The organism is Kitasatospora cheerisanensis KCTC 2395 (assembly GCF_000696185.1).
GTDB classification, from domain to species: Bacteria; Actinomycetota; Actinomycetes; order Streptomycetales; family Streptomycetaceae; genus Kitasatospora; species Kitasatospora cheerisanensis.
In genome coordinates, this window is sequence record NZ_KK853997.1 from 14,565 (window position 1) to 34,571 (window position 20,007).

At 72.6% G+C, this 20,007-nt stretch carries 20 protein-coding genes and 1 pseudogene; 6 read left to right on the forward strand and 15 right to left on the reverse strand.

Annotated features, from left to right (window positions below):
- Positions 1-67 precede the first annotated feature (67 nt).
- The 6 genes and pseudogenes from KCH_RS38875 to KCH_RS00115 form a co-directional block, all read right to left on the reverse strand.
- A pseudogene (locus KCH_RS38875) lies at positions 68-313 on the reverse strand (ATP-binding protein); the annotation flags it as partial.
- Between the two features lie 43 nt (positions 314-356).
- The gene (locus KCH_RS38880; RefSeq protein ID WP_244305041.1) at positions 357-680 is read right to left on the reverse strand and encodes a hypothetical protein; all 324 of its coding nucleotides are present in this window, start codon (positions 678-680) and stop codon (positions 357-359) included.
- 121 nt (positions 681-801) lie between these two features.
- The gene (locus KCH_RS43145; protein WP_084223047.1) at positions 802-1,116 is read right to left on the reverse strand and encodes a tyrosine-type recombinase/integrase; all 315 of its coding nucleotides are present in this window, start codon (positions 1,114-1,116) and stop codon (positions 802-804) included.
- 60 nt (positions 1,117-1,176) lie between these two features.
- Positions 1,177-1,464: a hypothetical protein gene (locus KCH_RS00105; RefSeq protein WP_244305043.1), complete on the reverse strand. Its 288-nt coding sequence runs from the start codon at positions 1,462-1,464 to the stop codon at positions 1,177-1,179.
- Positions 1,465-1,651: 187 nt separating this feature from the next.
- The gene (locus tag KCH_RS00110; RefSeq protein ID WP_051652569.1) at positions 1,652-2,857 is read right to left on the reverse strand and encodes a PP2C family protein-serine/threonine phosphatase; all 1,206 of its coding nucleotides are present in this window, start codon (positions 2,855-2,857) and stop codon (positions 1,652-1,654) included.
- Positions 2,854-4,461: a sensor histidine kinase gene (locus KCH_RS00115; protein ID WP_035857896.1), complete on the reverse strand. Its 1,608-nt coding sequence runs from the start codon at positions 4,459-4,461 to the stop codon at positions 2,854-2,856. Before KCH_RS00115 ends, KCH_RS00110 begins: the two co-directional genes overlap by 4 nt.
- Positions 4,462-4,572: 111 nt before the next feature.
- Here KCH_RS00115 and KCH_RS00120 point away from each other — a divergent pair, with 111 nt between their 5' ends.
- Positions 4,573-5,334 (forward strand): response regulator, encoded by a 762-nt coding sequence (locus KCH_RS00120; RefSeq protein WP_084223049.1) that lies wholly within the window; start codon positions 4,573-4,575, stop codon positions 5,332-5,334.
- Positions 5,335-6,046: 712 nt separating this feature from the next.
- On the opposite strand, the gene KCH_RS00125 is transcribed toward KCH_RS00120, so the two are convergent.
- The 4 genes from KCH_RS00125 to KCH_RS00140 form a co-directional block, all read right to left on the reverse strand.
- The gene (locus KCH_RS00125) at positions 6,047-7,642 is read right to left on the reverse strand and encodes an FG-GAP repeat domain-containing protein (RefSeq protein WP_035857897.1); all 1,596 of its coding nucleotides are present in this window, start codon (positions 7,640-7,642) and stop codon (positions 6,047-6,049) included.
- A gap of 487 nt (positions 7,643-8,129) precedes the next feature.
- Positions 8,130-8,762 carry a hypothetical protein gene (locus KCH_RS00130; protein ID WP_035857907.1) on the reverse strand — a complete coding sequence of 211 codons (633 nt, stop codon included), beginning with the start codon at positions 8,760-8,762 and terminating at the stop codon, positions 8,130-8,132.
- A 144-nt stretch (positions 8,763-8,906) separates the two neighbouring features.
- Positions 8,907-9,779, reverse strand: a complete 873-nt coding sequence (locus KCH_RS36540) for a helix-turn-helix transcriptional regulator (RefSeq protein ID WP_051652570.1) — start codon at positions 9,777-9,779, stop codon at positions 8,907-8,909.
- Positions 9,780-10,186: 407 nt separating this feature from the next.
- A complete protein-coding gene (locus KCH_RS00140) occupies positions 10,187-10,891 on the reverse strand; it encodes a type 1 glutamine amidotransferase domain-containing protein (RefSeq protein WP_035857910.1) in 705 nt (234 codons plus the stop codon).
- Positions 10,892-11,025: 134 nt separating this feature from the next.
- Here KCH_RS00140 and KCH_RS00145 point away from each other — a divergent pair, with 134 nt between their 5' ends.
- Both KCH_RS00145 and KCH_RS00150 read left to right on the forward strand, forming a co-directional pair.
- On the forward strand, positions 11,026-11,934 hold the full coding sequence (locus KCH_RS00145) for a LysR family transcriptional regulator (RefSeq protein WP_035857912.1): 909 nt from the start codon (positions 11,026-11,028) through the stop codon (positions 11,932-11,934).
- Between the two features lie 440 nt (positions 11,935-12,374).
- Positions 12,375-12,770 (forward strand): hypothetical protein, encoded by a 396-nt coding sequence (locus KCH_RS00150; protein ID WP_157031813.1) that lies wholly within the window; start codon positions 12,375-12,377, stop codon positions 12,768-12,770.
- Positions 12,771-13,116: 346 nt separating this feature from the next.
- Here the strand turns inward: KCH_RS00150 and KCH_RS00155 are convergent, their stop codons facing one another.
- Positions 13,117-13,509, reverse strand: coding sequence for a VOC family protein (locus tag KCH_RS00155; protein ID WP_035857916.1), 393 nt, complete (start codon positions 13,507-13,509; stop codon positions 13,117-13,119).
- Positions 13,506-14,192, reverse strand: coding sequence for a CatB-related O-acetyltransferase (locus KCH_RS00160; protein WP_035857918.1), 687 nt, complete (start codon positions 14,190-14,192; stop codon positions 13,506-13,508). The genes KCH_RS00155 and KCH_RS00160 overlap by 4 nt, the downstream gene beginning before the upstream one ends.
- Positions 14,193-15,051: 859 nt before the next feature.
- Between KCH_RS00160 and KCH_RS00165 the strand changes: the two genes are divergently transcribed.
- Both KCH_RS00165 and KCH_RS00170 read left to right on the forward strand, forming a co-directional pair.
- Positions 15,052-15,624 carry a TetR/AcrR family transcriptional regulator gene (locus KCH_RS00165; RefSeq protein WP_035857920.1) on the forward strand — a complete coding sequence of 191 codons (573 nt, stop codon included), beginning with the start codon at positions 15,052-15,054 and terminating at the stop codon, positions 15,622-15,624.
- Positions 15,625-15,971: 347 nt separating this feature from the next.
- Positions 15,972-16,733 carry a hypothetical protein gene (locus KCH_RS00170; RefSeq protein ID WP_035857922.1) on the forward strand — a complete coding sequence of 254 codons (762 nt, stop codon included), beginning with the start codon at positions 15,972-15,974 and terminating at the stop codon, positions 16,731-16,733.
- Between the two features lie 407 nt (positions 16,734-17,140).
- Here the strand turns inward: KCH_RS00170 and KCH_RS00175 are convergent, their stop codons facing one another.
- A complete protein-coding gene (locus KCH_RS00175; RefSeq protein ID WP_167573932.1) occupies positions 17,141-17,911 on the reverse strand; it encodes a hypothetical protein in 771 nt (256 codons plus the stop codon).
- 974 nt (positions 17,912-18,885) lie between these two features.
- On the opposite strand from KCH_RS00175, the gene KCH_RS00180 reads away from it, so the two are divergent.
- Entirely contained in the window at positions 18,886-19,167 is a 282-nt protein-coding gene (locus KCH_RS00180; protein ID WP_244305597.1) for a hypothetical protein, read from the forward strand.
- A 6-nt stretch (positions 19,168-19,173) separates the two neighbouring features.
- Here KCH_RS00180 and KCH_RS00185 read toward each other — a convergent pair whose 3' ends face one another.
- Together KCH_RS00185 and KCH_RS40675 are read right to left on the reverse strand one after the other, a co-directional pair.
- Positions 19,174-19,422, reverse strand: a complete 249-nt coding sequence (locus KCH_RS00185) for a hypothetical protein (protein WP_035857925.1) — start codon at positions 19,420-19,422, stop codon at positions 19,174-19,176.
- A 286-nt stretch (positions 19,423-19,708) separates the two neighbouring features.
- Positions 19,709-19,999, reverse strand: a complete 291-nt coding sequence (locus tag KCH_RS40675) for a hypothetical protein (protein ID WP_157031815.1) — start codon at positions 19,997-19,999, stop codon at positions 19,709-19,711.
- Between the last annotated feature and the right edge of the window lie 8 nt (positions 20,000-20,007).

Consider the following 20,007-nt stretch of genomic DNA (forward strand, 5'->3'; position numbering starts at 1 on the left):
CCTCTGAGTCAACGACACCCGCGGAGACTACCGACGCAGCCGCACGGCCGCCTGACTATTTCCTCGCCTACTGCCTGGCTTTGGCCCGGGCGAGGCGGTAGGGCTCGGTGCCGGTCTCGATGATGGTGCCGTTGAAGGTGAGGTGGTCGACGATGGCCGCGAAGAGTCGGGGGTCGGTGAAGGTCTTGGTCCAGCCTCCGAACGATTCGTTCGAGGCGATCGCCACGCTGTTCTTCTCCTCCCTTTCCGTCAGAACCTGGAACATCATCTCGGCGCCGCGGCGGTCCAGTTCGAGATGGCCCAGCTCATCGATCTATGCCGATATCCGCAGAGCTGGACCTATGCCGAGACCGCGACTATGCCGACAATCCGCTGGCGAGGGTTGCGTCCTCGCCTGCCTGGTCTGCGTTTGAGACATTGAGATGGAAGGGCGATCCGTTGGCGAGTGGCGTCCATCCCTGCGCGAGGGCGGTCCGGATGGCCTGAGCGACATCAGCGGGAACGACCGGCTTGGTCGTCAGACCGAACCAGTTCTCGGGGTGGGGCCAGCCGGTCTCGACGACGAGAACGGTTCCCGGGACGGTGGCGTCCTCGACCGCGACCGTCAGCGGACCCCAGCCGTTTGACTGGCAGTAGGTCGGCTTGTGACGGACGCGCCAGCGGTAGGTGGCGCCGTCCACGGCGATGCGCCGGGAACCTCTTGACCAGCGCCACCGTCTGCTCCTTCGACTGCCCGTAGTGTCGCTCCGACGCTCGCAGCCTGCCCTCGGGGAAGCAAACCATTTGAGTTCCTCGGCATAGTCACAAGCGGTCGAGGAAGGCCAGGATCTTGTCGGTGGGTCGGTAGCGGCCCGGCCGGGCGGTGACTGGTGCGGTCAGGGCCAGAGCCTTCTCCTCGATGGTCATGTCGGCGTGGACGTAGGCGTCGGTGGAGCGGACACCGGCGTGGCCGAGCCAGAGTGCGATGACCGTGGTGCCGACGCCGGCCTGCAGCAGCGACATTGCGCAACAGTGCCTTGTGTCCGCAGAGGCCGTGTGCGGATCAGCCCGTGTTGTTATTGAGCCGGAGGGGCCCGGAGGGGGCATTCGCCATGATTCGCCCGGTCCGTGTTGCATTGCAGCCACCCGGATGTGACGCAGACCACAATTCTGGGTGGCGCCCCTGGACCGCGCCGATCATGCTTCCTCGATGCGCTCGACGAGCCGCTGATGTTCCCTCAGCTCGGTGGTCCAGGCAGCACTCGTGAGCACGATCTCCTTCGCCGTCCCGAGGGACGCCGGCCCTGCGCCAAGCACTTCGCGGGTGATAACGATGGAGTCGATGACGCTGGCCGCCTGATCGCGCAGAAAGCGTTGGACGGCCTCCATCTCTCCTTCCTGGTCGAGCAGTGGAAGGCGCTGCTCGACCAGAGAGGTAAGGCGGGCGGCTCGGTCAGGGGTGAGGCCGTGAACGTCGTCGAACATGCGATCCCTCCTTGATACTGCTGCTTCGATGCCCAGGTGGCCTGGGTCTGATCGCTGTTCTCTCGGTCCGCAAGGAACTCGTCGAGCAGTTGGAAGAGAACCTCGATCGCGCGGGCTTCACGCCGCGGCAGCGGATCTTCACCGGGACGGTGGCCGGCGGTGCGGCCGGTGAAGTCCGGCCCCGGGGTCAGCAGGGGTGGCGCTGGCCCCAGGCGAGGTGGAGGACGGCGAGGTCGTCGGTGTGGCGGCCGGCGTTCAGCGCCTGGGCCTGTTCGATGATTCGGTCGACCTGGGCGGCCGGATCGTTCGTGGGGGTGGTGTCGATCAGGGCGAGGAGTCCCTCGACTTCGAGCCGCCCGCCGGCGCTGCCGTTGTGGCCCTCGATGAGGCCGTCGGTGTAGATGGTCAGCGCGCCCTTCTCGGGCAGCGGGACGACGGTGTGCTGCCACTGCCGCAGGCCCGGCACGATGCCCAGGGCGATGCCGTGGGCGGCGGCCACCTCGCGGGTGCCTTCGGCGGTGGTCAGCAGCGGCTCGTGGTGGCCGGCGAGGTGGAGCGTCGCGGTGCGGTTGCGCTGGTCGAGGGTGAGCAGCGTGCAGGTGGCGAAGAGCGAGGTGTTGTCGCGTTCGGCGACCAGCACGCGTTCCATCAGGTTGAGGAGGTCCTCGCCGCGGTGCCCGCCGAGGATCAGCGACCGCCAGGCGACCCGGAGCAGCACGCCGAGGGCCGCCGCGTCCCGGCCGTGCCCGCTGACGTCGCCGACGACGGCGTGCAGCAGGCCGTCGTCGCCCTCGACGACGTCGAGGAAGTCGCCGCCGAGCAGCGCCATGGGCGAGCCGGGCAGGTAGCGGCTGGTCACGCTGACCGCGGAGGTGCCGAGCATGGGGGGCGGGAGCAGGGCGCTCTCCAGCCGGGCGTTCTCCTCGGCGCGCAGCCGGACCGCCTGGGCCTGGATGCTGGCGTGCTCGGTTCGGCTGCGGTAGACGGCGTAGCGCAGCGAGCGGCGCAGCAGTTCGGCGTCGACCTTGCCCTTGACGAGGTAGTCCTGGGCGCCGGCGGCCACGGCGGCGGCGCCCGCGTGGTCCTCGGCCAGGCCGGTGAGCACGATGACGGCGTTGTGCGGCGCGAGGTCGCGGACGGCGGTGACGGCGGCGGTGCCGGAGACGTCGGGCAGGTGCAGGTCGAGGAGGATGCAGTCGATCTGCTGCGTGTTCAGGGCCGCCCGGGCGTCGGCCAGGTTGGCGCGGACGGTGAGGCTGAAGGGCATCCCGGTGTCGTGCAGGAGCTCCTCGACCAGGATGGCGTCCGCCTCGTCGTCCTCGATCAGCAGGACGCGGTAGGCCGGTTCGTCGGACGGACCCCGGGGTGGGCTGACGGTGATCGTCGACGTCATCGTGCTTCCTGCTCGGCTGCGGCAGGGGTGGGCCCGGCCGGGGTGGGAGGGAGGAGGGCCTCGGCGGGTTCGGCGTCGAGGGTGAGGACGACGCGGGTGCCTTCGACGTGGTCCGGGTCGATGGCGATGGTGCCGCCGTGGAACTCGACGATCTTCTTGCACATGGCCAGGCCGATGCCGCTGCCGGAGTAGGCGTCCTTGGTGTGCAGGCGCTGGAAGATCACGAACACCTTTTCGGCGAACTCGGGGGCGATGCCGATGCCGTTGTCCGTGACGGCGAAGTGATAGAGCCCGTCCCGGCGCTCCGCGGAGACGTGGATGCGCGGCGGGATCTCGGGGCGGCGGAACTTGACGGCGTTGCCGATGAGGTTCTGCCAGAGCATCCCCATCTGGGTGGGGTCGGCGAACACGGTCGGCAGTGGGTCGTGGGTGATCTGCGCGCCTGCCTCCGCGATGCTGTCGCTGAGGACGTCGAGGGTGCGGTCCAGCACGTCCTCCAGGTCGACGTCCTGGTGGTTGTGGTGGACCCGGCCGACCCGGGAGAAGTCGAGCAGGTCGTTGATCAGGACCTGCATGCGGTTGGCGCCGTCGACCGCGAAGTCGATGTACTGGTCGGCGCGGGCGTCGAGCTGGCCGCCGTACCGGCGCTGGAGCAGCTGGGTGAAGCTGGAGACCTTGCGCAGCGGCTCCTGCAGGTCGTGCGAGGCGACGTAGGCGAACTGTTCGAGCTCGGTGTTGGAGCGCTGCAGTTCGGCGGCCTGCGCGTCCAACCGCAGCCGGGCCTGCTCGGTGAACGCCAGTTCCTCCACCAGTCGCCGGCGCATGGAGTCGATGTCGGTGCTGAGCCGCCGCAGGTCGGCGGGGCCGGTGGCGGCGATGGGGTGGTCGAAGTCCCCGGCTCCGATCCGGCGGGCGTCCGAGCCGAGCTGTTCCAACGGCCGGGTGATCCCGCGGCGCAGCCCCTCGAAGATCAGCGCGGTGAGGACGGCGATGACGACCCCGATCGCGGCGAACACCCAGTTGCGCACCCGCATGGTGGAGACCAGGTCGGCCCGGGCGGCGGCGCGATCGGACCGCAGGTGGTCCTGCTGGCGCGCCAGTTCGGCGCGGACCCGGTCGAACGCGGTCTTGCCGCCGGCAGCCGACTCGGCGCTCTGCGCGACGGGTGTGCCTGCGGGAGCGGCCGCGATCGGTCCGGCGACCTCCCGCTGCCACCGCGCGGCCGCGTCCTCGACGGCGGCCAGGTCCGCCAGCGCGGAGTCGTTGCCGTGCAGGAGCTGGACCAGCCGGTCGGTCTGGGTCTTCTGGTCCGCCAGGCCCTGGCGGTAGGGCTCCAGCAGCTCCGGGTTCCCGGTGAGGGCGTAGCCGCGGGTTCCGGTCTCCTGGTTGACCAGGGCGGACTCCAGGCGGAGCGCGGCGGAGGTGGCGGGCGTGCGGACGTCCACCAGGTCGGTGGTGAGGTTCTGGGTCCGGTTCAGCACCCAGAACCCGAGTACGCCCAGCACCGCCAGCACGGCCAGGGAGAGCGAGGCACCCACCCGCAACCAGCGCCTGGTGGTCCACGTGGACAGCGAGCGTCCGCGTGGCGGCCTGCGGTCGTGCATGGTCTGAACCTCTCCCGCGGATCGTCGGCCCTGAAGGTGGCACCGCACACTGTAGGGGTTGATTGACAAGTGTTGTTGTCGAGGGTCGGATCAGCGCCTATTGTTCCGGCTATGCCTGGCAAGAACTTCGTGCTCCGGTCGACCCCGCAGGAGACGTCCGCGATCGCGGACGCGGCGGTGCAACGGCTCGCACGGCACCTGGTTGCCGAGTTGCTGCTGGAGTCCAAGGGCGAGACAGGGCGGGCGCTGGGCACGCTGCACGTTCTGGAGCACCTTCGAAGAGCAGGGGAACGCCTCCAACGGGACGTGGCCGTGGCCGCGGTGAGAGCAGGAGCCGGTTACCCCCAACTCGGCTCCGCATGCGGCATGACCCGCCAGGGGGCCCGGCACCGCTGGCCCGGCATCAGTGCCCGAACCGACCTCGTACCTACGGAGATCCTGACGATGACCAGCCCTACCCGTGCCTTCGACGTGCTCCTGGTCGAGGACGACGTGGCCGACGCCATGCTCATCGAGGAGGCGCTGGCCGAGCGGGGCACCCGCAACCTCGTCCAGGTCACCGACGGCCTCGCTGCCCTGGAGCACCTGCGCGCCCCCGACACCGTGCGCCCCGACCTGATCGTCCTGGACCTCAACATGCCCAGGATGAACGGCCGCGACCTGCTCAGGGTGCTCAAGACCGACGAGGAGCTGCGGACCATCCCCGTCGTCGTCCTCACCACCTCCTCCGCCCCCGACGACGTCGTCGGCGCCTACAGCAGCCACGCCAACGCCTACGTCACCAAGCCCGTCAACCTGGCAGAGTTCGAACAGGCCGTGCAGAGCATCGACGCCTTCTACCTCGACACCGCGACCCGGCCGCCCCGCGCCTGAAACTCCGCGCTGCGCCTGCCCGCCCGGTCGGACCTACTCACGGCTCGCCGGAAGAGCTGCCGGCTGGCGGGGCCTCCACCCGGGCCGGCGGCATGAAGGAAGCGGCCCCCGGAATCTTCCGCTGCCCGCGGCACGACCTCCTCCCGAAAGGGTGGAACCGCCGCGACTGGCCGGACCGCGCGCTGTGAATTCTCCGGACGAGATGCCGGGGAGGTCGCTCACCCTGGCGGTGCTGCTCGGTCGGCCGCCGCCCGGAGCGGCGATCGGGGCGTCGGGCCCGAGGACCGGCAGGCCGGCCAGGTGTGCCCGGGCCCCGGAGCGGGGCGCGGCAGCACCGCTGACGGCCTCTCGGATCCCAAGGGGGCTTTCCCGAGGAGACCGGGGCCCACGGGCGGGGTGTCTGTCGTCCGTCCGCGGGACGCACAGCGGCGCAGGTCGGGCCGTGGAAAGGCGTCGGTGGAGGCGTCCGGGGCGCAGGTGCCGTGGCCGAGGGGCCGCCGGCCGGCGCGGGCGGCGCGGCAGTGGCGGCCGGTGGGCCGTCGGTCGCCGCCGCTGGCGGTCCGCCGGGTGAGCGCGTCCACGGGCGCGGTCCGATGCTCGGTCGGCTTGACCTCGGAGCGGGCCTTGTCCCTGCGTGCGCAGCCGGGTGCCGGGCTGCGGCCGGCCGGGAGGGCGTCCCCCGCACCCGCCGGGGTGCGGGGGACGCCCGCCGTCAGGAGACGGGGTGGATGGCGGAGGTGGCGAGGGGGGTCATGGTGGTGCCGTTGAAGAGGTGGGCGGTGGCGTTGCCCTGGGCGTCGACGCTCCACAGGTCCGCGGTGGAGTCGCCGTTCAGGTCGGCGCCCTGCAGCAGTGGGTCGGCGGCGGCGTCCCACCCGGAGGCGGCGACCAGGACGGGGGCGCCGATGGGGTCCCCGGTGGCGAGGGGGCCGGTGAGCGCGGACGCCTCGTAGTAGTAGAGGGCGCCGCCGGCGTCGTCGCGGGCGAACAGCCCGGGCTGGCGGTCGGGGCCGACGACGGCGGAGGCGATGGTCCAGCCGTGCCAGTCGCCGGTCCCGGCCGGGTTGGTGGCGCTGAGTTCGACGGCGCCGTCGAGCGTGCTGTAGGCGCCCGGGACGCCTGCCGCGGCCAGGAGGTAGAGCTTGCCGTCGGCCAGGGCGAGGAGGTCGTCCGCGGAGGCGTCGCCGGTCGGGATCCCGACCCCGGCGCGGTAGAGCTCGCCGCCGTCGGCGAGCTGCTCGACGTGCGCGCCGGTGGTGGAGTTCACGAAGGTCCGGGAGGAGATGTTGACCGCCCGGTTCGGGTCGAATGAGCCGGCCGCGTAGGGCAGGGCGGTGGCGACGCCCGCGGAGGGCACGTAGGCGAGGACGCCGTTGCGGTTGGCGTAGCGGCCGCCGACCACCTGGGTGCCGTTCCAGTCCGCGGCGCTGCCGGGCGCGTTGCGGCCGGTGCCGCCCGCTCCGACCTGGACGGCGGGCGCCAGTCCGCCGCCCGGCTGGCCCTTGGCCATCCACAGGCCCTCGCCGAGGCCGAACCGGCCGCCTGCCAGCAGGAGGTCCGCGCGGCCGTCGCCGTCGTAGTCGCCGGTGACGGGCGCCGGAACCTGGGCGTAGAGGGTCGCGGTGGCGGCCGGGCCGCGGTTGCCGCCCGGCGAGAGCGGGGTCACGGTCAGAACGGCGACCGCGCTCTCCGGGGTGACGGTCAGGACCGCGCCGCCGGCGGCGTCCGCCGCGGCCGTGTGCGGCGCCCCCGCGCCGAGCCGGTACTCGTAGGCGGCGGGCGGCTGTCCGCCGGTGGAGGCGACGGTGATCTGCGCGGGCGTGCCGACCTTCAGACCGGCCGGGACGGTCAGCTGCGGGGCCGCGGCCGGCACCGTCGGGTCGTAGCGGAAGTGGCAGGTGGTGGACCAACTCCCGGGCGTCGGGCCGCCCTTGGCGCGGGCCTTCCAGTCGAAGTCGGTGATCGCACCGCCCGCGGCGGCCGCCAGCGTCTCGCGCGCGACGCCGTACACGGAGGCCGTCCCCGGCGTGGCGGCGACGGTGGCGTCGGCGACGGGCACGTAGGTGCCCGCGCGCAGCAGTTGGAACTCCACCGCGGAGGTGGTGGCGTCCGCGGACAGGGCGACGTCGCCCAGCCCCAGGAGCGTGCCTCCGGCGCAGTCGGTGCCGGGCACGGTACGCAGCCCGGTCAGCGGGGCCGGGCGCTGTGCGGCGCCGGCCGCGGGCGCGAGGGCGCCGGTGGCGGCAAGGACGACACCGAGAGCGGCCAGAGCGGTGGTGGCGCGCCTGCGGTGGGACGCGACGGTCATGAGGTCTCCCCTGCCTCTGTCGATCACCGGTGCGGTGATCGCCCGACGAGGAGGACGCACAGGTCGTTGCGTCGGTTTCCGCTACCGGCGGACGTTCTTCGTACCGGCACTGCCGAGCATCCCTCGCCACCCGCACGAGGCACAGCACCGCCCGACGACCCAGGCAGCGGAGCGGGCGGGACCGGCGGGCCGGGCGACCGGGTGCACAATCGGCGGCAAGTTCTCGCGACACCGAATCAGCCAGGAAATCGCGGGCGTTCGTCCATGCGAGCTGGTCGTCGGCTTCGCGCCGTCATGCGGCTCGACCTGCGGGTGGCCCAGCTCGCTCGTGATCGTGGTGTGCTCCTGGCCGGTGTCCACGAAAGCCGGGAGCTCACGCGCCACGCAGGTTCGAACCCTGCCCTCTCCGCGCAAACGCAGGCTGCGGCACAGTGGCGCGGGAACCCCGGGTCGATGCGCCGATCCGGGGTTCCCGCGTGTCCAGGGCCTACACGGTGCCGCAGTCCGGGAGGGAGTTGGTGTTCTCGGCGATGTCGAGGTCCCACACGTACCCGGCGCTGTTGGCCCACTGGATGCCGTTGCGGCCCGGCCGTTCGATGACCAGGTCCATCCGCTTGCCGTTGTTGTCGTTGACCTTGCAGATGCCCTCCACGTCGTCGCCGGCCCAGGCGACCCCGACGGCCGGGGTGCTCAGACCCTGGCCCGAATAGATCGTGGTGTTGCGGATCGGGGTGACCCGCGGGCCGTAGCTCAGGCAGGAGGGGAAGCCGGCGGTGTTCTGGAAGATGAAGTCGTCCCAGATGTAGCCGGCCGTGTTGGCCCACTGGACACCGTTGCGGCCGGGGCGCTCGATGCCAAGGATCAGGCGCTTGTTGTTGTTGTCGTAGATCTGGCAGATGCCGGCCACGTTGTCGGTGGCCCAGGCCACGCCGACCTGCGGGGTGCTCAGCCCCGGGCCGAAGTACAGCGGGGTGTCGACCAGCGTGTTGATCCGGGTGCCGATGCCCAGGAGGCCGGCCTGGCCCTGCTGTCCCGCCGAGGCTGGCGTCGCCGAGACGGACACGGCAGCCGCAGCCAGGCAGAGCGCGCCGAGTGCTGTCGCGGTCTTCGTTCTGATCATGAACGTTCCCTCCACTCTCCGGGGTTCGTGACGGTTCTCTCCGGGGTTCGTGACGGTTCGCGAGTCGCCGATCCGTGGTTGAACGGGGCGCCGTGTCGTCGGTCCTCAGCCGGACCGCACCGGCGCGGTGCAGCGGGTTCACGCTCATTTTGGTGGCGGCGGCGTCCGCGGCGTTGAAGATTCTTGCTCGGTCCGCGCCGGAGCCGCCGTCGTCCCCCGCAGCGCGGCCCGGACGACCTTGGGGAGTTCGCCGGCGTGCCGGCGGAACACCCGCGTCAGGTGCGCCTGGTCGGCGAAGCCGTACTTCGCGGCCAGCTCTCGCAGCGGTCGGGCGCCCCCGAGTTCCTCCACCACGGCACGCACCCTGAGCTGGTTGCGGTAGCCGGTGAGCGTGCGTCCGGTGACCGCCCGGAACACCCTGCTCAGGTGGAACGGCGAGCAGCCGACCAGGCGGCTGATCTCCTCCAGCCCCGCGGTCGGCGGCCCGTCGATCAGTGCCGCGCACGCCTGGTGGACGAGCCTGCGGTGCGCCGCCACAGTGGCGGCGCGCCGCGGGCGGGCGGCAGGCTCGCGGCCGCCGACCAGCCCGGCCAGCAGGCGGTTGGCCCGCTCCGCCACCTCGAACGAGTCCGCCCCGGCCCGGCAGGCGGCGACCAGCCCCCGATGGGCCAGGTCGAGGCCCGCGTCCACCGGCAGGACCTGCGGGCCGGACGCGCCCGGGCACTCCCCGTGGACGTCCTGGTGGAACTGCACCACTGTGCTCAGGTCGGGGCGGCGGGCCAGGTGCGCGACGGCCGCGTCGTCCCCGCGGCACAGCAGAAAGCCCGTGGTCGGGTCGACGAACTCCTCACGGCCGCCGGCCCGCAGCACCATGCACCCCGAGCGGATCAACGACACCAGGAGCACCGCCTCGTCCGGCTCCCCGGTCACCACCGCTCTGAACGACCGGTGGTCCTCGAAGCACGCGAGCTCGGTGATCCGCAGCCCGCCCAGCTGGGCGAGTCGCGTCCGCCTCACCGGCTCCTCGCCGGAAGGCCCCCGCCGCCCGTGGTGCGCCATCCGGAGATCCCGTGCCATGTCGCCCGCCCTCGGCGTTCGAACCCAGTTCCTCGGATCTGCAGTGTGGCGGCGTCCGCCCCGCCCGGACCCGGGGCACCGGGACGGTTGGCGCGGACCCGCCCAAGTATGACCTGAACGCGCCAAGTACCGGCGATCTCGTGAAGCGTCTGTGGATGCGTCGGCGGTGGCCGAAGGCCGGGTACGCCCTGGTCGACACCGCCCCGCCCGGGGCGGTGAGCAGGGCCGGCGACGGGGAGCGGGCCGACCCCCCGCGACGTCTTCGACCTGCCCGCACCGGACGAGCGCGACCCGACCGGCCGACCGCACGAGCGGCACCGGGCACCGGGCACCAACCGTGATGACGGTCAGGCCTCCTGGAGGGCGGCCAGCACCTGCTTGGCGGTGGTGACGCTGGACTGCGGGTTCTGACCGGTGATCAGGTTGCCGTCGACGATCACGGTGTCGGACCAGGGCGCGCCGGTCCGCAGGTCCGCACCACGCTCGGCGAGCCGGCTCTCGACCAGCCACGGCGCCGCGTCACCGAGGCCGCCCTGCTGCTCCTCTGCGTCGGTGAAGCCGGTGAGACTGCGGCCGGCGAAGACGAAGGACCCGTCCGCGCGCTCGGCGCTGAGCAGGCCGGCGACGCCGTGGCACAGGGCGGCGATCGTCGCGCCGCGGCTGTCGGCGTCGGAGAGCAGCGCGCCGAGCACGGGCGCGGCGGCCAGGTCGGTCATCGGCGCGTGGCCGCCCGGCAGGTAGAGCGCGTCGTAGTCGGCGGCACGGACATCGGCGAGGTCGAGCGGGGCGGCCAACTCCGCCTCGATGGATTCCAGGTACGCCCGGAAGGCCGCGCCGGTGGCGGGCTCGACGCCGCCGCGCCCGTCCAGCGAGATCGGGTCGACGGTCGGGCGGACGCCGCCGGGGGTGGCGATGTCCACCCGGTGGCCGGCTTCGGCCAGCACCCTGTGCGAGGCGGCGACCTCCTCGGCCCAGTAGCCGGTGGGGTGGGCGGTGCCGTCGGCCAGGGTCAGGGTGTCGGCGGCAGAGATGATCATCAGGATCTTCGCCATGGGAATCGGGTCCTCTTCTCGTGCGGGGCGGGGTCCGGTGGGACGTCCCCCGGTCGGTGACACCGCCCAGTGTTCATCAGATCCGTACTGGAGCCACGCCGGTTCCATAAGCAAAGTTATCTATGATGGCTTGCATGACGGACCTCGATCTGCTGGCGACGTTCCTGGAGATCCACCGCCGGGGCTCGCTGACCGCGGCCGCCGCCGCGCTCGGCATCTCCCAGCCCGCGGTCAGCGGCCAACTCGCGCGCCTGGAGGAGCAGTTCGGAGACGTCCTGTTCATCCGCTCGCGCAACGGCGCCCAGCCCACCGGCCGGGCCCACGAACTCGCCCGCCGGATCGGCCCGCACCTGGACCGCCTGCGCCGCGCACTGGCCGAGGAAACCGACGAACAGGCCTGCCGGGGCACCGTACGAATCGGCGCGGCAGCCGAGTTCACCGCCACCCGTCTGCTGCCCGCACTCGCCCCGCTCACCCGCCGCGGCCTGAACCTGCGCATCACCTCCGACCTCGCCGAGCCGCTCCTCGCGCTGCTCGCCGACGGCGAACTGGACCTGGTGGTCTCCTCCGTCCGGCCGCCGGCGAAACTTCGCGGCCTGGCCGCAACGCCCTACGCGGACGAGGAGTTCGTGCTCGTCGGCACCCCGACAGCAGCCCGCTCCATCGACCCGCACCACCTGGCCGAGGACCCCGTCGCCGCGCTCGCCCACCTGCCCCTGGTCGCCTACGCCGAGGAACTGCCCATCATCCGCCGGTACTGGCGAAGCGAGTTCCGACGCCGCCCACCCAACCCCGTCTCCGTACTCGTACCGGACCTGCGAGCAGTACTCGCAGCCGTGATCGCCGACGCAGGCATCTCCGTCCTCCCCCGCTACCTCGCCGAACCCGCCCTCAACACCGGCTCGATCGAACAACTGCACCGCAGCGAGGTGCCGCCGCTCAACACCCTCTACCTGGTCACCCCGTCCGGCCCGGCCCAGCCCGCCGTCCAGCTCGTCCAACGCCGACTCCTCGACCACGCCACCACCTGGGGCACCCTGTGAGGGACCCCCACGACCGACACCACGACGGGGCACGGCCGGCCCGCCACAAACCCCCGCCGCACCCGACACCGGCAAACCCCCGATCCGCCCCGGGGCGAGGCCGCTCCTGACGCAGCAGCACGACGCCGACGCCGCGCAGGCGAGAAATCCGGTATGGCGGAGAGCTCGACGAGTTCCGCGACGACGGGGTCGGGCATAAGGCACCCAGCCCCCTCGCCACTGCCTCGGCCTGCGCTGGTTCCGGGTCGTGATCCCGTCGCCAGTGCCCGCGGCTCTTTGCACGGCCTCCTGTCGGCCCGCGGCGGCGCCGGCCGCCGTCGCCCGGACGAACTCCCTTGCCACGGGGTGAAGTTGAGTATCCGTGCTCGGGACACACACCCGTGGCACCGGGAAGCTGTTGGCGACGCCCGCTGGTGGAGGCGGGCTCGAACGGGGGCTTCATGGACGGCGGAACGGAACTCGAGAACGCGGGCCTCTGGATCGCCCGGGCTGCCGGTCGATACGCGGTGTGGCTCGTCGTCATCTGGGCGACCTACACCGCATACAACCTGGCCGCCCTGCGCGACATCCCGGACGCGCGAATCGGAATCGCGCTCGTGACCGTGGCCCTCCCCTTCTGCCTCGGGCTGCCCACGCTGATCCTGATCGCCCTCCTCGCCCCGGCACGACGATTCCCCTGGCACCGGCCGGCCACCGCCCTCCTCCTCTGCGCACCTGCCCTCGTCGCAAGGAATTCCGGATGGCCGATGCTGGTCGCCCTCCTGCTCTTCCAAACCGTTTTCGGGACGATCGTGCTCCCCCACCCACGACCCGCCTCCGCCCGCCGGACACGATGACAAGGCGGCCCTGCCGTCCGAGCCCGACGCACCCGCGAAACCGGTGGACGACGCCGGCACCGCAGGGCGCCCCCGGTCGGTCCGGTCCGGACGAGACCTCGGGTTCGGTGAGCCACCCCCGCCCCACGCCCCGGCCGCAGCACCGGCACCACGTCGACCGGGCCCGCACAGGCCTCCCAGCATCCGTGCCGTCCACCCGGGCTCCTGCCCGCCCCCCCGGACGACGAGAGGCCGGTGCCGTGCACGGCGGGCGACACCGGGGCGCCGGCCAGGCCGACCGAACCAACCCCAGACCCCGAACCACAGCGATCACGGAGACCGGCACCCGACGGGGCCCGGTCACCGGTCACGGCGCCGCCAGGGTGCGCAGGACGCAGAACTCGTTCCCCTCGGGGTCCGCCATCACCACCCACGAGCGCCCCGGGCCCTGGCCCACGTCCGCGAGGGTGGCGCCGAGGGCCAGCAGCTTGCTCACCTCCTCGTCCGTGCCGGCGTCGATCGGACTGATGTCGAGGTGGAGCCGGTTCTTGCCGGCGCGGCCCTCCGGCACCTGGAGGAACAGCAGGGTGGGCGGCATCTGCCGGGCCCGGACCTCCTCGACGGTCGGCGTCCAGGAGCCGATCTCGACCTTGTCCTCGGCACGGTCGATCACCTCGAAGCCGAGGGCCGCGCACCAGAAGGACGCGAGCCGCTCCGGGTCGCGGCAGTCGATGGCCAGTTCGGTGAACCTGCTCGTCATGACGCTCCGTCCGGTGTCGAGTGGGTGGGCGGGACGGGCCGGCGGCCGGGCGCCGCGGCCTCCAGGTCGTCGACGGTGCCGGACATGACCGTGCGCAGGTGGGCGGTGAGGTGCGGCAGCGGCCAGTCCCACCAGGCCAGCGCGAGCAGTCGGTCGATGTCGGCGTCGCTGTGGCGCCGCCGCAGCAGCCGGGCGGGGTTGCCGCCGACGACGCCGTAGTCGGGCACGTCCTGGACGACCACGGAGCCGGCGGCGACGATCGCTCCGTGTCCGATCCGGACGCCGGCCATCACCGTGACCCCGTGTCCGAGCCAGACGTCGTTCCCGACGACGGTGTCACCGCGTCCGGGCAGGCCGGTGATGAGGTCGAAGTGGTCGGCCCAGGAGCCTCCCATGATCGGGAACGGGAACGTCGACGGGCCGTCCATGCGGTGGTTGGCGCCGTTCATGAGGAACCGCACGCCCTCGGCGAGTGCGCAGAACCTCCCGATGACAAGCTTCTCGGGTCCGTAGTGGTAGAGGACGTTGCGGCTCTCGAAGGCGGTCGGGTCCACCGGGTCGTCGTAGTAGGTGAACTCCCCCACCTCGATCAGCGGCGAGGTCACCAGCGGTCGGAGCAGCACGACCCTGGGCTGGTCGGGCATGGGGTGCAACACGGTCGGGTCGGCGGGTTCGGGTGGCATGGGCGGTGGTTACCTCTCCGGGCAGCGGGATCAGGCGTCGTGGTCGGGGCGCCGAGGCAGTGGGTGAAGGGGCGCACCGGGGCGGTGGCGGGGCCCCGGCCATGGCGCGAAAGCAGGCGAGTCACGGTCGCCGTGTGCGGGGACTCCGGGGAGGAACACGGCGAACGTCGGCGACCAGTGGCACCGTGCGGCGCAACGGTCGTTTGTCCGTGGGCAGTTCGTGGAGGACCTCGCGGAGCACTTCGGTGGCGGGGCCGTTCCCGCAGCGCCACCCGGGCCTGGATGTACGCCGGGTGGGCGCGCTGGCGGTGCGTCGTTCGTCCTGGTGGCTGTCCGGCAAGCCGATCGGCCCTGGAGATGGGCGGCCGGTTTCCTTGTCGGCTGACGGGCGTCGAGCAACCCACGCCGATCGCCAACCCGGTCGCGGGCGTTCACCCGGTACGGGCCGTCCGTGCTGAGGAGCCCGGCACTCACGCTCCCGGTCGTCCTGGTGGATGCCGGGCGGATCGAAGCGGATACGGCCGGAGGGGAACTTCGGTGCCGGGCCGGGGGCGGGGCAGACGGCCTCGAACCGTTGCAACAGGCCCAGGCGGCACGACAGTTCGAGGCTCGGAGCACCGACGCCGCCGCCTCTGGAGGTGTCGCAGCGCACGGACTGCCCTTCCGGCACGAGCAGGCGGAACCGGCCGGGCGCAGTTCGCAAGCCGGCATCGGCCCGGTCGGCCCGGCGCCGGCCACGATCACCCCGGTGTCCATTGCACTCCCCCATATCGAAACGACACGTGCCGTGCCGAACAGCAAAGTGCACCGGCCGGGGTACGTCAAGTACGGCACGTACCGTGCCGCTAGGGTGTGGCGCATGACCGACTCCCCCCGAGGCGCCGCCCGGACCGAGGCCATCATGCGGGCCACCCTGGAACTGGGCGCTGAGATCGGCTACGCCAAGCTCAGCATCGAGGCGATCGCGGCCCGGGCCGGCGCCGGCAAGCACACCGTCTACCGCAGGTGGCCGTCCAAGGGCGCCCTGCTCATGGACTCCCTGCTCCACCTGCACAGGTCCAGCCTGGACTACCCCGACACCGGCGACATCGTCGCCGACCTGCGCACCCAGATCCACGCGGCCGTCGACCTGCTGGGCAATCCGCCCTTCGGGCCGCTCTACCGGGCCCTGATCGGCGAGGCCCAGCACGACCCCGCCCTCGCTGAAGCCCTCAACGAGCGCTTCATCGCCCCTCAGACCGAGATGACCCTCGCCCGCCTGCGCACCGCCCGGGACCAGGGCCTGCTGTCCCCCTCCCTCGACCTGGACCTCGCCATGGCGGTCCTCTCCGGCCCGCTCTACTTCCGGTTCCTGATCACCCGGGAACCGCTGACCCACGAGTACGTCGACCGCCTCCTTCAGTCCCTCTTCGACGGCATGGGCGCCCGGTAACGACCCACCGCGAGCCCGTTCGTCGGGGACCGGTTTCCGCGCCCGCCGGTCCCCGTCCGGCACATTGCGCGAGCAGCGGGGTGCGGGTGCCGACGGCGCACCCGCCCGACGCGTGCGGATCGCCGGGTGGCCGTGTCGGCGGTGGCGCGGGCCGCTCTCCCGCCGAGTCGGCCATTGGCCGGACGGGGAGTGGGCGGCGACGGTACCGTGCGGTCATGCGGATCGCTGAACGCCCTTGGTTGGCAACGGTCTTGGGGCTCGCCTGCCTCGCAGCGGCCGGCTGCTCGGGGGCAGGCTCCCCGGCGGCGGACGCCGGAACGGGCACGGGTACGGCCGGGGCTGCGGCGGTGGCCGATGTCGAGGGTACGGAGCTCGGGTCCGGCCACATCCGGCAGATCGTCGAGTCCGTGTACGTGCCCGGCACCGCGGGACTGCACGGCGGCGAGGTGTTCCGCCCCGGGCAGGGGAAGCCGCTGACCCTGTCGCCCTGCCGGCTGGAGCAGCCGAGGTCCGGGGTGCGGGTCGACGACAGGACCCGGGTCGGGCCTGCGACGGTGCCCGTGCCGACGGCGATCTACGAACTGCGGATCCCGGCGGAGTCGGACGGGATGTGGGCAAGCGTGTACGTCCTCGCGCCCGGCACGGACACCACGAAGCTGCTCACGGACCTGCTGGCTGCGGGCCAGGCGTGCGGGTCGCGCACGGTGACCGCCGCGGACCCCTCCTCGCGGGCCTCGGCCCAGGTCGTGAGCACCGCCTGGACCACCATGGGCGCGGACGGCCCCGGGGTGGCTGTGATCAGCGCGTCGACGCCCGACACCGCCGGCGCGACGGCCCCGCCGAAGGGGCCGAAGTGGACCATCAGCCCCGATGGGAGGCTCGCGCCGGACGGCGACCTCACCGCCCCCCGCACACCCGCCCCGGGATCCCTGGATTACGGCGAGGCGGTGCTCTACGGCACCAACGGCCGGATCCTGGTCGAACTGGCCAAGGTCGGCGGGGACTCGGCGGGCTCGGCGCCCGACCTCCCCGCCGTCGAGCAGGCGTACCCCGCCGCGCAGCGGGCCCTGAAGGAACTGCTCGCCGGATTCAACGGTCTGCCGGACTGACCCGCGAACCGACCCCGCACCGGCGGCCGGCCGCGTTCGCAACACAGGGCCCGCCGCCGTCTGGCATGCACGACGTTCACGGAGGGGCGGTCCCGGCCGAGGCCCGCGGCGACCATCACGGTGTTCGCGTCGGCGGGGGCGGCGACCGCGGCGGTGTGCCAGTCTGCGCTGCGCTCCTCGACCCGGGGCTGCTGGATGGCCTGCAGGGGCGTCCCGGCCACCCCACGGCGAGGACCGCATACAGTGCCGCGCCCCCACCCCGAACAGCCCCAGGGGACCCAGCCCGGAGCGCCACCTGACCGCCGGGCCCGGACCGCGCGCAGAACCGCCCCGCGGCGAGCGAACGCGCACCCGACCCCGCAGAACGCCTCGCCGGACCGGCGGTTCGATCCGCTCCGCGCGGCGGCTCAGTCCTCCGCCCGACGCCGGCGCCGGCGTCGGTGCCGCAGGTACCAGACCGTGCCGACCAGGGCGGACAGCGTGACCAGGACGACCGCGAGCAGCGGGTACCGGCTGCCCGCGAGTGTGGCGTCGGTGGCGATGACGAGGACCACCGCGGTGGCCGGCAGCACGAGCGACAGCAGTGTCCTGAGGACGGAGGCGACCTGGCCGGGCCGTACCCGCCCGACCCGGTCCGGTGGCCCCGGCCACGCGGTGCTCCCGCCCTGGTAGTGAGCCCGGGCCCGCTCGCCGAGTTCCTGACCCGCCCGATGGTAGGAGTGGCCGAGGTAGGGCAGCCACACCAGCGGGGCGACCAGACCGATCAGGAACACCACGGCGAGCACAGCCCACTGCCCCACGCGGACGGCGATCGACACCGGCCGCTGCCGGGGCGTCACCAGACCGAGCAGGCGAGCCATCCGCCTCACCAATGTCCACAGGGCGGCGAGGCGGAGGGCGGTAAGGCGGCTGGGGGCGGCGCCGGACCGTCCCGCTGCCGCGGCCGCCAGCGCGGCAGCGGCCCGCTCCTCGTCCGGGTACACGCCCTGGATCACCAGCAACTCCGCCGCCCGCGCACCCTCGGTGGGGTCCCGCCCCGCCACCGCCGCGAGCTCCAGCACCATCCGGCTCTGGGTGAGCAGCGCCGCGCAGAACGCGAACGGCACGAGCACCATGAACGGGCCGCCCACGAACGTTCCCTCGCTCTGGCTGACCCGCCGCCCCCGGGTGATCACCATGGCGGACAGTTCGGCCTCGCCGGCCCCGGGATGCTCCCGCCGTGCACGGGCAACGGAGGCGGCCGCGCGCCGCCCCAGATGGCGGACGGCGAAACCGGCCAACAGCTCGGGCAGATGGCCGGGGTCGGCCAGGGCCGCGCGCAACACGTAGCGCGACAGCGCGGATTCCGGACCGCCAACGGAGGAAACCTGCACGGGACCAGCCTCTCACCGCAGTGCCGCAAACACCGCCACCCCGATGGCCCGGCCCCGAACCCGACCTCCCTCACCGAGCCCCGGACGCCGCGAACGGCCGAGGCGCCGACCGGCCGTGCCAGGGCAGTTCAGGCGAGAACCTGCGCCGTGACGGCACGGGGCGCCACCGCAGCAAAGGACGGACTCCCCACGAGACGGGCCGGCCACCCGTCGGCCTGTCGACGCGTCAGGTAGCCCGCGGCCACGGCGCGCTCGGTGTTGCGCTGAAGTCCCACGCCCCGGTCAGCCGCGCGGCCATCGCAAAGACCCGACGTGACGAGGGCGACCGATGTGACAGCGAATCCCACCAGCCGAGCCAACTGCCGCCCGACGACGGCATTGCGTACGACCCCCGCCGGCGACATGGCCCAGCAGGACGGCCTGGGTGCGCCCTACGGTGCGGGCATCGAGACCGGGCCGGCCTCGGCGATCAGCACCGGCTCCTCGCAACCCGGCCGCGCACACACCGGTGCCGGCTCGCCCGGCACCCGCCAGAACACACAGCCGCATGACGCCCCGGGTCGTCATTCGCGCTCGGGATCGCAACCTTGACCGCCCCCACCCCCTGTCGATTACCGCCGCGAGCCGAGAAAGGCCCGGGCTTTCGGCGCGGGCCGCAATTTCATCCGGCGCATCGGCTTGTCGAGCTCCTCGGGCGGAGCCGGGGCCTGGGGAAACGTCACGGTCGGTAATTCCTTCGTGGTCGCGGTGGGCGCCGATAGGCTCGGCGGGTGATCAACATGGCAGTGCGTGGTGACAGCAGAAGAGTCGTGGTCAGCGCCAAGGCCGGCATCGACTGGACGGTCGGCTTCGCCGATCTGGACCCGGCGCAGTTCCCGATGCTCTGGGCCCTGACGCCGTATGGGGATGCGGTCTTCAACCAGCGACAGGTGCCGCTGCTGCTGGCGGAACTCGACCGGCTTCCTGCTGACTTGAGCGGCGAATGGGTCGGGCAGGCCCGCGAGCTGTGCCAGATCGTGGAGCGGGGAACGCACTTGTATCTGTGGTTCATCGGCGACTGACTACGGTCAGTCGGCCGTCGACTCCCCGGCCGCCGCCCGCTGCCGGCCCGGGGCCTGCCAGGCGATAGTGCCGTTCTGAACGGAGTGGGCCTCGTCCGCGCGGACGACCTGGCCGATGGGCCTGTTTCCCGCGATGTGCTGCAGGACGGAGACCCGGTCGTCCTCGGCGAAACGCCCGGCCGCGGCCGCGAGCCTGAGTGCCTGGTCGACCTTGTCGCTCCCCAGGACGGCGGCGAGCTCGACGACGTGGGCCATCTTGGCGCGGATCCGGAGACCCCAGCGGGTCCGGCCTCCTTGAGCCAGCGCCCGGCTCCCGGGCCGATGTCCACGAACGCGAGCTCCGCCTCCGAGCGCGGCCGGAGCCTCGGCCGATGAACCGAGCGGCCGTCGGGTGGTCGGGGTAGTGCGCATCGATGATCTGCGGGACGCCAGGCGTTGACAGCTGGTTCCGCCAGATCTCTGACAGGTCACGGGAGCTGGTGCGGGCCGTAATCGACAGTTCGTCGCCGACGATCCGGCACTGGTGGCCATCTGCTGGGACTCAACTGGCCGCACACCTGGACTTTGCCAGGCCCGCCGACACGCTGTGCGGCCAGTAGTCGTTCCCGGCTTGCACCACTCCGCCAGTGCTCGGGTAGTAGTCCTCCTTCGCCGCCACCCCACCCTTGCCCGGCCAGGCCTCCTCGCCGGCTTGCACCACACCACCGGCGCCCGGGGAGAAGTCGTCCTTCGCCTGCCGCACACCACCCCCCGGGTAGTGGTCCTCCTGGACGGCGACGGCACCAGCCAGCAGTGCCCCGGCCAGGACGGCGAGTGCCGCCCCCTTTGCCAACAGCTTCG

Coding starts and splice junctions, on each gene's coding strand:
- KCH_RS00105 (WP_244305043.1), bottom strand. CDS start 1,464: ATGTTCGACGACGTTCACGGCCTCACCCCTGACCGAGCCGCCCGCCTT.
- KCH_RS00140 (WP_035857910.1), bottom strand. CDS start 10,891: ATGGCGAAGATCCTGATGATCATCTCTGCCGCCGACACCCTGACCCTG.
- KCH_RS00110 (WP_051652569.1), bottom strand. CDS start 2,857: ATGACGTCGACGATCACCGTCAGCCCACCCCGGGGTCCGTCCGACGAA.
- KCH_RS00185 (WP_035857925.1), bottom strand. CDS start 19,422: ATGGCCCACGTCGTCGAGCTCGCCGCCGTCCTGGGGAGCGACAAGGTC.
- KCH_RS00130 (WP_035857907.1), bottom strand. CDS start 8,762: ATGATCAGAACGAAGACCGCGACAGCACTCGGCGCGCTCTGCCTGGCT.
- KCH_RS43145 (WP_084223047.1), bottom strand. CDS start 1,116: ATGCAACACGGACCGGGCGAATCATGGCGAATGCCCCCTCCGGGCCCC.
- KCH_RS00175 (WP_167573932.1), bottom strand. CDS start 17,911: ATGGTGATCACCCGGGGGCGGCGGGTCAGCCAGAGCGAGGGAACGTTC.
- KCH_RS00160 (WP_035857918.1), bottom strand. CDS start 14,192: ATGCCACCCGAACCCGCCGACCCGACCGTGTTGCACCCCATGCCCGAC.
- KCH_RS00155 (WP_035857916.1), bottom strand. CDS start 13,509: ATGACGAGCAGGTTCACCGAACTGGCCATCGACTGCCGCGACCCGGAG.
- KCH_RS00120 (WP_084223049.1), top strand. CDS start 4,573: ATGCCTGGCAAGAACTTCGTGCTCCGGTCGACCCCGCAGGAGACGTCC.
- KCH_RS00125 (WP_035857897.1), bottom strand. CDS start 7,642: ATGACCGTCGCGTCCCACCGCAGGCGCGCCACCACCGCTCTGGCCGCT.
- KCH_RS00180 (WP_244305597.1), top strand. CDS start 18,886: ATGGCAGTGCGTGGTGACAGCAGAAGAGTCGTGGTCAGCGCCAAGGCC.
- KCH_RS00145 (WP_035857912.1), top strand. CDS start 11,026: ATGACGGACCTCGATCTGCTGGCGACGTTCCTGGAGATCCACCGCCGG.
- KCH_RS00150 (WP_157031813.1), top strand. CDS start 12,375: ATGGACGGCGGAACGGAACTCGAGAACGCGGGCCTCTGGATCGCCCGG.
- KCH_RS00165 (WP_035857920.1), top strand. CDS start 15,052: ATGACCGACTCCCCCCGAGGCGCCGCCCGGACCGAGGCCATCATGCGG.
- KCH_RS00115 (WP_035857896.1), bottom strand. CDS start 4,461: ATGCACGACCGCAGGCCGCCACGCGGACGCTCGCTGTCCACGTGGACC.